General features: G+C 62.1%; 10 protein-coding genes. 9 read left to right on the forward strand and 1 reads right to left on the reverse strand.

Annotated features, from left to right (window positions below):
• The 3 genes from AC1D0P_RS21495 to lepB form a co-directional block, all read left to right on the forward strand.
• A partial coding sequence (locus tag AC1D0P_RS21495; protein ID WP_477678606.1) for a PDZ domain-containing protein occupies positions 1-410 on the forward strand: 410 nt, incomplete at its 5' end.
• Between the two features lie 572 nt (positions 411-982).
• Positions 983-2,794 carry a translation elongation factor 4 gene (lepA, locus tag AC1D0P_RS21500; protein WP_477678607.1) on the forward strand — a complete coding sequence of 604 codons (1,812 nt, stop codon included), beginning with the start codon at positions 983-985 and terminating at the stop codon, positions 2,792-2,794.
• 11 nt (positions 2,795-2,805) lie between these two features.
• Positions 2,806-3,780 carry a signal peptidase I gene (gene lepB, locus AC1D0P_RS21505; RefSeq protein WP_477678608.1) on the forward strand — a complete coding sequence of 325 codons (975 nt, stop codon included), beginning with the start codon at positions 2,806-2,808 and terminating at the stop codon, positions 3,778-3,780.
• Between the two features lie 2 nt (positions 3,781-3,782).
• On the opposite strand, the gene AC1D0P_RS21510 is transcribed toward lepB, so the two are convergent.
• Positions 3,783-4,052, reverse strand: a complete 270-nt coding sequence (locus tag AC1D0P_RS21510; RefSeq protein ID WP_477678609.1) for a hypothetical protein — start codon at positions 4,050-4,052, stop codon at positions 3,783-3,785.
• Between AC1D0P_RS21510 and rnc the strand changes: the two genes are divergently transcribed.
• The 6 genes from rnc (at position 4,036) to nagZ (ending at position 8,911) form a co-directional block, all read left to right on the forward strand.
• The gene (gene rnc / locus AC1D0P_RS21515) at positions 4,036-4,737 is read left to right on the forward strand and encodes a ribonuclease III (protein WP_477678610.1); all 702 of its coding nucleotides are present in this window, start codon (positions 4,036-4,038) and stop codon (positions 4,735-4,737) included. The genes AC1D0P_RS21510 and rnc overlap by 17 nt on opposite strands.
• Positions 4,738-4,910: 173 nt before the next feature.
• On the forward strand, positions 4,911-5,855 hold the full coding sequence (gene era, locus AC1D0P_RS21520) for a GTPase Era (protein ID WP_477678615.1): 945 nt from the start codon (positions 4,911-4,913) through the stop codon (positions 5,853-5,855).
• Positions 5,856-5,872: 17 nt separating this feature from the next.
• On the forward strand, positions 5,873-6,622 hold the full coding sequence (gene recO / locus AC1D0P_RS21525) for a DNA repair protein RecO (protein WP_477678611.1): 750 nt from the start codon (positions 5,873-5,875) through the stop codon (positions 6,620-6,622).
• Between the two features lie 10 nt (positions 6,623-6,632).
• Entirely contained in the window at positions 6,633-7,439 is an 807-nt protein-coding gene (locus tag AC1D0P_RS21530) for a pyridoxine 5'-phosphate synthase (protein WP_477678612.1), read from the forward strand.
• On the forward strand, positions 7,436-7,831 hold the full coding sequence (acpS, locus tag AC1D0P_RS21535; protein ID WP_477678613.1) for a holo-ACP synthase: 396 nt from the start codon (positions 7,436-7,438) through the stop codon (positions 7,829-7,831). Before AC1D0P_RS21530 ends, acpS begins: the two co-directional genes overlap by 4 nt.
• Before the next feature lie 21 nt (positions 7,832-7,852).
• Complete coding sequence (nagZ, locus tag AC1D0P_RS21540; protein WP_477678614.1) at positions 7,853-8,911, forward strand: beta-N-acetylhexosaminidase; 1,059 nt, start codon at positions 7,853-7,855, stop codon at positions 8,909-8,911.
• The last annotated feature ends 42 nt before the right edge of the window (positions 8,912-8,953 follow it).

Raw genomic sequence — 8,953 nt, forward strand, 5'->3', positions numbered from 1 at the left:
GCACCAAGGCCGTGGTGACCGTCTTCAGGCGCGGCGCGAGCAAGGACCTCTCGGTCACCATCGGCGAGGTCGAGCCTGAAAAACCGGCCAAAAAAGCATCGGGCCCCGAGCCCAAGCCGCCTGTCGCCGGCGCGGCCCAGGCGCTGGGCCTGGTGGTCAGCGAAGTGAGCGACGCGCAGAAGAAGGAACTCAAGATCAAGGGCGGCGTCAAGGTGGATACGGCCGAAGCCGCGGCCTCACGCGCCGGGCTGAAGGAGGGTGACGTGATCGTGGCAATCGCCAACTCCGAAGTCACCAGCGTCAAGGAATTTGAGGCTGCGCTCGCGAAAATTGACAAGACCAAGGCCATCAATGTGCTGTTCCGCCGCGGTGAATGGGCGCAGTACGCGTTGATCCGGCCTTCGCGCTAAACCGCAAACAACCCCGGGTGAGGCCCCGGCAAGGGTGTCGGGGGAGGTCGGTACCGGCCTTCAAGGCCCCCATACCCTGCTGGGGTTTGTGGGTTTTGCCGGGGTTCAGGCCTTTTTTGGCTCCCCGAAAAATATATTTTTGAGAGGCCTCCTGCCTGCTTTTTGTTGGTGACCACTAACAATAAATGGGTCAAGGACGGTTTTCGGTAGAATACCGGCTTGCCTCTGCGTCTTTTGGATATATCGGGAAGCCCAAAATCCCACTTTCGATCTTAATTTTGGGTAATACCCATCGCTCCACAGATCACCCACAAGTTGTCCAGAGACAAGCAGTTTAAAATTGTGAATAAGTTGTGTATAAGATTCCTGTTGCTAGCCTGCAACGACAAAAATATGGCGATTTCGGGACTGTTCGGCTCTGGCTTTTTGCCTACAATGAAGTTCCAACTATCGCAGTTGCCATAGATTGTTGGTTCAGGGCGCGTCGCAATCGACGCGCCCTTTTTTATGGCCCCTCGCGAATTGAGTCCAATCTCTTCGCAATACTTTCAAGTACTTAGGCGTTCTCGTTGATGAATCACATCAGAAATTTTTCGATCATTGCGCACATCGATCACGGCAAGTCCACCTTGGCCGATCGACTCATCCAGCGCTGCGGTGGTTTGCAGGACCGCGAGATGAGCGCGCAGGTTCTGGATTCGATGGACATCGAAAAAGAGCGTGGGATAACCATCAAGGCGCAGACCGCCGCGCTCAAATACAAGGCACTCAACGGCGAGGTTTACAACCTCAACCTGATCGACACGCCGGGCCACGTCGACTTCTCATATGAAGTGAGCCGCTCGCTGTCCGCATGCGAGGGCGCGCTGCTGGTGGTGGACGCGAGCCAGGGCGTGGAAGCGCAGACCGTCGCCAACTGCTACACCGCGCTGGACCTCGGCGTCGAAGTCGTGCCGGTGCTCAACAAGATGGACTTGCCGCAGGCCGACCCCGAGAACGCCAAGCAGGAAATCGAGGAAGTGATCGGCATCGACGCGACCAACGCGATCCCCTGCAGCGCCAAGACCGGCATGGGCATCGATGAAATCCTGGAGGCCGTTGTCGCCAGGATTCCGCCGCCCAAGGGCAACCCCGACGGTCCGCTGCGCGCCATGATCATCGACAGCTGGTACGACGCCTACGTGGGCGTGGTTATGCTGGTGCGCGTGGTGGACGGCCGGCTCGCCAAGGGCGACCGCATCAAGCTGATGGCCAGCGAGGCGATGTACAACGCCGAGCAGCTGGGGGTCTTCACCCCGCACACCGAGCCGCGCCAGGCGCTGGAGTCCGGCGAAGTGGGCTTCGTGATTGCCGGCATCAAGGAACTGCAGGCCGCCCGCGTGGGCGACACCGTCACGCTGATCAAGCCCGGCACCGGCGGCGCGGCTTTCACCGCTACCGAGGCGCTGCCCGGCTTCAAGGAAATCCAGCCCGCCGTCTTCGCCGGCCTCTACCCCTCCGAGGCCAGCGAGTATGAGTCCCTGCGCGATGCGCTGGAAAAGCTCAAGCTCAACGACGCCTCCCTGCACTATGAACCGGAAGTCAGCGAAGCCCTGGGTTTCGGCTTTCGCTGCGGTTTCCTGGGCCTGCTGCATATGGAGATCGTCCAGGAGCGGCTGGAGCGGGAGTTCGACCAGGACCTGATTACGACGGCGCCCAGCGTGGTCTATGAGGTGCTCAGGTCCGACGGCGAGACCATCAAGGTCGAGAACCCGTCCAAAATCCCGGACGCCGGGAAAGTCAACGAGATCCGCGAACCCATCGTCACCGTGCACTTATATATGCCGCAAGACTATGTGGGCGCCGTCATGACGCTGGCCAACCAGAAACGCGGCATCCAGCTGAACATGGCCTACCACGGCAAGCAGGTCATGCTGACCTATGAGATGCCGCTGGGCGAGATCGTGCTGGACTTTTTCGACAAGCTCAAATCCGTCTCCCGCGGCTACGCGTCCATGGACTACGAATTCAAGGAATTCCGGGCCTCCGACGTGGTGAAGGTCGACATCCTGCTCAACGGCGAGAAGGTGGACGCGCTGTCCATCATCGTCCACCGCAGCCAGTCTGCCTATCGCGGGCGGGCGGTGGTGGCCAAGATGCGCGAGATCATTTCGCGCCAGCAGTTCGACGTCGCAATCCAGGCGGCCATCGGGGCCAACATTATTGCGCGTGAGACAATCAAGGCACTGCGCAAAAACGTGATCGCCAAGTGCTACGGCGGCGATATTTCACGCAAGCGCAAACTCCTAGAGAAACAAAAAGCGGGTAAAAAACGCATGAAACAAATCGGTTCCGTTGAAGTACCCCAGGAAGCTTTCCTGGCCATTTTGCAGGTGGAAGACTGATGCGCGGCGCAATGAGCACGATCACCGCCGTGGTGCTGGCGGCCTTTGTGGGCTACGGCGCCGCCTGGTACTTCGGCGCCGTCGAAGGCAATTTCTCCCTGCTGCTGTTCCTGGCGTCTGTGGTCACCGGCATTTACTGGCTGGCCGAACGCTTTTATTTCCTGCCGCAGCGCTACAAGGCCGCCGCGGCGCTCGAGGAAAGCGCCGCCAGCCGGCAGGCCGAACTGGCCAAAAAAGGCATTACCCAGATCGACAACATCAACTTCGGCGAGGCCCGGGCCCGGCTCATCATGCAGCCCTGGTGGCTGGACTGGACGGCGGGCCTCTTCCCGGTGATCGTGGTGGTCTTCCTGCTGCGCTCCTTCCTGTTCGAGCCCTTCAAGATCCCTTCGGGCTCGATGATCCCGACCCTGCTCGTCAACGACCTGATCCTGGTCAACAAATTCCACTACGGCGTGCGCCTGCCGGTGCTGAACATCAAGGTCATTAACAACCAGAGCCCGCAGCGCGGCGACGTGATGGTGTTCCGCTACCCGCCAAAACCCAGCCTGGACTACATCAAGCGCGTGGTCGGCGTGCCGGGGGACGAGGTTGCCTACATCAACAAGAAGCTGACCATCAACGGCAAGCCCTTGCCCAAGACGCCGCTGCCGGATTTCTTCGATGAAGACGTGCTGCGCTACGCCAAGCAGTTCGAGGAGGTCAACGGCGCCCGCAAGTACCGGTTGCTGAATGACGACACACGGCGCGCCGGACTGGATGAGCGTGAGGTCATGGACTTTCCTTTCAAGCAAAATTGCCGTTACAGTAGCGAGGGCATGGTCTGCAAGGTGCCTGAGGGGCAGTACTTCATGATGGGCGACAACCGCGATAATTCGCAGGATTCGCGCTATTGGGGCTTTGTCCCGGAGGCCAATATCGTGGGCAAGGCCTTTTTTGTCTGGATGAATTTCGGCAACCTCAAACGTATCGGCTCTTTCGAATAAGGTCATGGGCGGTGTCGCCGTCCCGATAGTGAGCCGGAAGATTTTTTAGTCGGAGCGGAGAAAAAATGAAACATCAGCAACGCGGCCTTTCCTTCATCGGCCTTCTGTTTTTCTGCGTCATCCTGGTCTGCGCGGGTATTGTGGCCGCCCAGGTTTTCCCCACCCTGGTGGAGCTCCAGGCCATCACCAAGGCCGCCAACAAGGCTGGCCGGCCCCGCCTTCTTGCTGCTCAAGTACAGCGGCAAATCCAAATAAGTGCGAGCCAGCGCCACATCGAGTCCGGGCCTGCCAGCGCTGCAAAAGCGCCTGGAGCATGAGTTCTCCAATCCCAAACTGCTGCTGCAGGCGCTGACGCACCGCAGTTTTTCGTCCGACCATAACGAGCGCATCGAGTTCCTGGGCGATTCCGTCCTGAACCTTGCGGTGGCCGGCTTGCTCTATGAACAGCTGAGTGAGCTGCCCGAAGGCGACCTGTCCCGCGTGCGCGCCAACCTGGTCAAGCAGGACACCCTGCACAAGCTGGCGGTGGTGCTGGGTCTGCCCGACATGGTGCGCCTGGGTGAGGGCGAGGCCAAGTCCGGCGGCCACAAGCGGCCTTCCATCCTCGCCGACGCGCTGGAAGCCGTGATAGGTGCTGTTTACCTCGATGCGGGCTTTGAAACCGCCAATCAGCTGGTGCGCCGCCTTTTCAAGGACGTCGAGATCAACCCCCAGATGCAGGCCATCGGCAAGGATCCCAAGACCGAATTGCAGGAGTGGTTGCAAGGGCGCAAAATGAACCTGCCCATCTACCGCGTGGTGGGCACCATGGGCGCCGCCCACAAGCAGACATTCGACGTCGAGTGCGAAATCGCCGAATTCGGGCGGGCCGAGCGCGGCATAGGCGGTTCGCGCCGCGCCGGCGAGCAGGCCGCCGCCGCGGCCATGCTGATGTTTGTCAAGACGCTGGAATCCTGACTCCGCGCCCGCGGCCGCCCGGGGACGCAGGCCAACACACCAAGATTATGAGTACAGGTAAAAAAGAACCCAAGAAACCCGCGACGGCCTCGGCAGTCGCCCCGGCCGCCAAGCCCAAAGCGCGGCAGGCCAAAGCCCTGGAGGCTGCGCAGCCGCCCGACGCGCTTGAAGCCATGCTGGCGCAAGCCCTGTCCTCGCGCGGCGCGGCCGTGCCCGCCCCCGGCACGCCGGCTGCCGGCGAGCAGCGCTGCGGCCTGATCGCCATTGTCGGCAAGCCCAACGTGGGTAAATCCACCCTGCTCAATGCTTTGGTGGGGCAAAAAATCAGCATCACCTCGCGCAAAGCCCAGACCACGCGCCACCGCATCACCGGCATGCGCACGGTCAAGGCAACACAGTATGTATTCGTGGACACGCCGGGTTTCCAGACCCGGCACGGCAACGCGCTGAACCGCTCGCTGAACCGCACCGTGGTGGGCGCCGTCAACGACGTGGACCTGATTGTCTTTGTGGTCGAAGCCGGGCAGTTCAACCAGGCCGACGCCAAGGTGCTGGCCCTGCTGCCTGAAAAAACGCCCGCGATCCTGCTGGCCAACAAATTTGACCTGATACACCGGCGCGCAGAGATCGCCCCCTGGCTTAAGGAAATGCAGGAGCGGCACAATTTCGCCGAATTCGTGCCCATGTCGGCCAACAACGCCAAGGACATCGAGCGGCTGTTCGGCATTTGCGAAAAATACCTGCCGGTCCAGCCCTGGATGTACGGCGCCGACGAGCTGACCGACCGCAGCGACCGCTTCATGGCCGCTGAAATCATCCGCGAAAAGTTGTTCCGCCTGACCGGCGACGAGCTACCTTACACCTCCACCGTCATCATCGACCAGTACGAGGAGGAGGGCGCCCTGCGCAAGATCGCCGCCACCATCGTGGTCGAGCGCGACGGCCACAAGGGCATGATCATTGGCGAGAAGGGCGAAAAGCTAAAACGCATAGGCACCGAAGCCCGGCATGAGCTTGAGACCCTGACCGGCGGCAAGGTCTTCCTGGAGATCTGGGTGAAAGTCCGCTCCGGCTGGGCCGACGATGAGGCCAGAGTCAAGACTTTTGGCTACGAGTGAGTGGGGTCGCGGTGCGCATGGTCACCAAACGTATAGGAGATGAACCTGCCTATGTCCTGCACCGCTACGACTGGAGCGAGTCSAGCCTGATCCTGGAAGTGTTCACGCGCAAGTACGGGCGGGTGGCGCTGGTGGCGCGGGGAGCCAAAAAGCCGAGTTCCAGTTTCCGGCCGATTTTGCTGCCTTTGCAGCCGCTGCACATCGCTTTTGGCGGCGACGCTGAAATCCGCACCCTCAAGAGCGCCGAATGGCAGGGCGGCCACGTGATGCCGACGGGCGATGCGCTGCTGTCGGGTTATTACCTCAATGAGCTGCTGATGCGCCTGATGGCCCGTGACGATCCGCACCCGGTGCTGTTTGACGCCTATGCGGCCACGGTGCAGCTGATTGCCGCGCAGAGCGCCGAGACCCTGCAGCTGGCGCTGCGCGCGTTTGAGTTGCGCTTGCTGCGCGACATCGGCCTTTTGCCCCTGCTGGACGCCGAAACCGCCACGCTGGCGCCGCTGGACCCGGACACCCGCTACGTGCTGGTGCCCGAAGCCGGCCTGCGCCAGGCGCACGACGACGACCGCGTCAGCCTGCCCGGCGGGCAGTGGCAGGCGCTGCAGCAGGCGTTGGGCGACGAAGCCTTGTTCTCCGACACTGTGCGGGCCTGTATCCCCGGCTTCAATGAGCTTAAAACCCAGTTGCGCGCCCTGCTGCACTACCATTGCGGCGTGAAGGTCCTGAAAACCCGGCAAATGATGATGGATCTGCAAGCTTTTTAACGAGCCACCCATGAAACTCCTTTCGCCCGTTCCCATCGTGTCCCATGCGTACGGCAAGACCGCACTGTCGGTCAACGTCAACAAGGTGGCCTTGCTGCGCAATACCCGTCACCTGGACATCCCCAGCGTGCGCCGCGCCGCCGAGCTGTGCCTGGAGGCCGGCGCCCAGGGCATCACGGTGCACCCGCGGCCCGACGAGCGCCACATCCGCCCCGACGACGTTTTTGAGCTCGCTGCACTGATGAAAGACTGGCCGGATCGCGAATTCAACATCGAAGGCAACCCCTTCCAGAACCTCATGGGTTTTGTGCATGACCTGGCCGCCCGGGGCCTGCCGCTGCACCAGTGCACCTTTGTGCCCGACAGCGAAGACCAGTTCACCAGCGACCACGGCTGGAATTTCCCCGAAGATGCCGAGCGGCTGCGGCCCCTGATCCAGCAAGTGCATGACCGCCGCGTGCGCGTCAGCCTCTTCATGGACCCGGTGCCGGAAGCCATGGCAGCCGCCAAAGCCGTGGGCGCCGACCGGGTGGAGTTTTATACGGAAAGCTATGCGCGCGCCTGGGGAGGCCCTGAAAAAGCGCAAGTCCTGGCCCGCTTTACCGAAGCCGGGAAGGCCGCCGCGGCCGCCGGCCTGGGTATCAACGCCGGCCACGACCTGAGCCGCGACAACCTCACCGAGTTCGTGCGCGAAGTGCCCGGCGTGCTGGAAGTGTCCATAGGTCACGCCCTGGTCGCCGACGCGCTGGAGCTGGGTTATGCCGCCACTGTCAGGGGCTACCTGGCCTGCATAGACCGCGCATTTGCACCGGCATGATCTACGGAATCGGTACTGATATTTGCGACGTGCGCCGCATTCGCGCCAGTCTGGAAAAGCACGGCGAGCGCTTTGCCAAAAAAATCCTGGCCGACGGCGAGCTGGCCACCTGGAAAGAGCGCAGCGCGCGCTGGCCGGACCGCGGTGTCAGCTACCTGGCCACGCGCTTTTCCGCGAAGGAGGCCTTCAGCAAGGCGATCGGCATGGGCATGCGCATGCCCATGACCTGGCGCTCCTGTGAAATCGCCAAGGCCGCCAGCGGCAAACCCGAAATAGTGCTGCACGGCGCGCTCAAGGCCTGGTTCGAGTCGCGCGAGCTCACGGCCCATGTCACCGTGACCGACGAGACCGATTACGCCGCCAGCTTCTGTGTGGTGGAAAAACGCACCTGACCCCAACCTCCGGATTTCCTTATGACCCAGCACGCCCCCCTCATCATCGACATCGACGGTCTATCGCTCACCAAAGCCGACCGCCGGCGCCTCAAACACCCGCTGACCGGCGGCATCATCCTGTTTGCCCGCAACTGGAAAGACCGCCGGCAGCTGTCCGACCTGTGCACCGAGATCAAGGACATCCGCGAAGATCTGCTGATCTGCGTCGACCACGAAGGCGGCCGCGTACAGCGCTTCAAGACCGATGGCTTCACACACCTGCCACCCATGCGCGAACTGGGCCTGCTGTGGATGAAAGACCAACTGGCCGCCACCAATGCCGCGACCGCCTGCGGTTATGTGCTGGGCGCTGAGTTGCGCGCCTGCGGCGTCGATTTCAGCTTCACGCCCGTGCTGGACCTCGATTACGGTGAAAGCGGCGTGATCGGCGACCGTGCTTTCGGCCGCGACCCGCGCGTCGTCACGCTGCTGGCCAAAAGCCTGATGCACGGTCTGCTGCAGGCCGGCGTCGCCAACTGCGGCAAACACTTCCCCGGCCATGGTTTCGTCAAGGCCGACTCCCACACCGACATCCCGGTCGACAAGCGCAGCCTGAAAGCCATCCTGGCCGACGACGCCGCACCCTACGGCTGGCTCAACACCACACTCARCAGCGTCATGCCCGCCCATGTGATCTACCCCAAGGTCGACGCCCGGCCGGCCGGATTTTCCAGCCAGTGGCTGAACTTCATCCTGCGCAGCCAGCTGGGCTTCGGCGGCGCGATTTTCAGCGACGACCTCAGCATGGCCGGCGCCCGCCTGATCGGCGGCAAAGAGGTGAGCTATACCGAAGCCGCGGTGACGGCGCTCAACGCTGGCTGCGACATGGTGCTGCTGTGCAACCAGTCCGTGGGCGAGGGCCAGCCCGTCGACGAACTGCTGGACGGCATGGCCGAGGCCCTGCTCAAGGGCCAGTGGGAAGCCATGGAGGCCAGCGAGTTGCGGCGGCTGGCGTTGCTGCCGCAGGGGAGGGGGGTKGGGTGGGATGAGTTGATGGTGCAGCCGGCGTATATGCATGCTTTGGGGTTGATTCCTTAGGCCGTTTCCTGTTCTAGCGTTTTGCCCTCTGCTGAGTGTTGC

The organism is Polaromonas sp. P1_G2 (assembly GCF_056405515.1).

Bases quoted from the DNA above. Each gene is read 5' to 3' on its own strand.
- acpS (WP_477678613.1), top strand. From the start codon at position 7,436: ATGATCTACGGAATCGGTACTGATATTTGCGACGTGCGCCGCATTCGC.
- lepB (WP_477678608.1), top strand. From the start codon at position 2,806: ATGAGCACGATCACCGCCGTGGTGCTGGCGGCCTTTGTGGGCTACGGC.
- AC1D0P_RS21530 (WP_477678612.1), top strand. From the start codon at position 6,633: ATGAAACTCCTTTCGCCCGTTCCCATCGTGTCCCATGCGTACGGCAAG.
- lepA (WP_477678607.1), top strand. From the start codon at position 983: ATGAATCACATCAGAAATTTTTCGATCATTGCGCACATCGATCACGGC.
- era (WP_477678615.1), top strand. From the start codon at position 4,911: ATGCTGGCGCAAGCCCTGTCCTCGCGCGGCGCGGCCGTGCCCGCCCCC.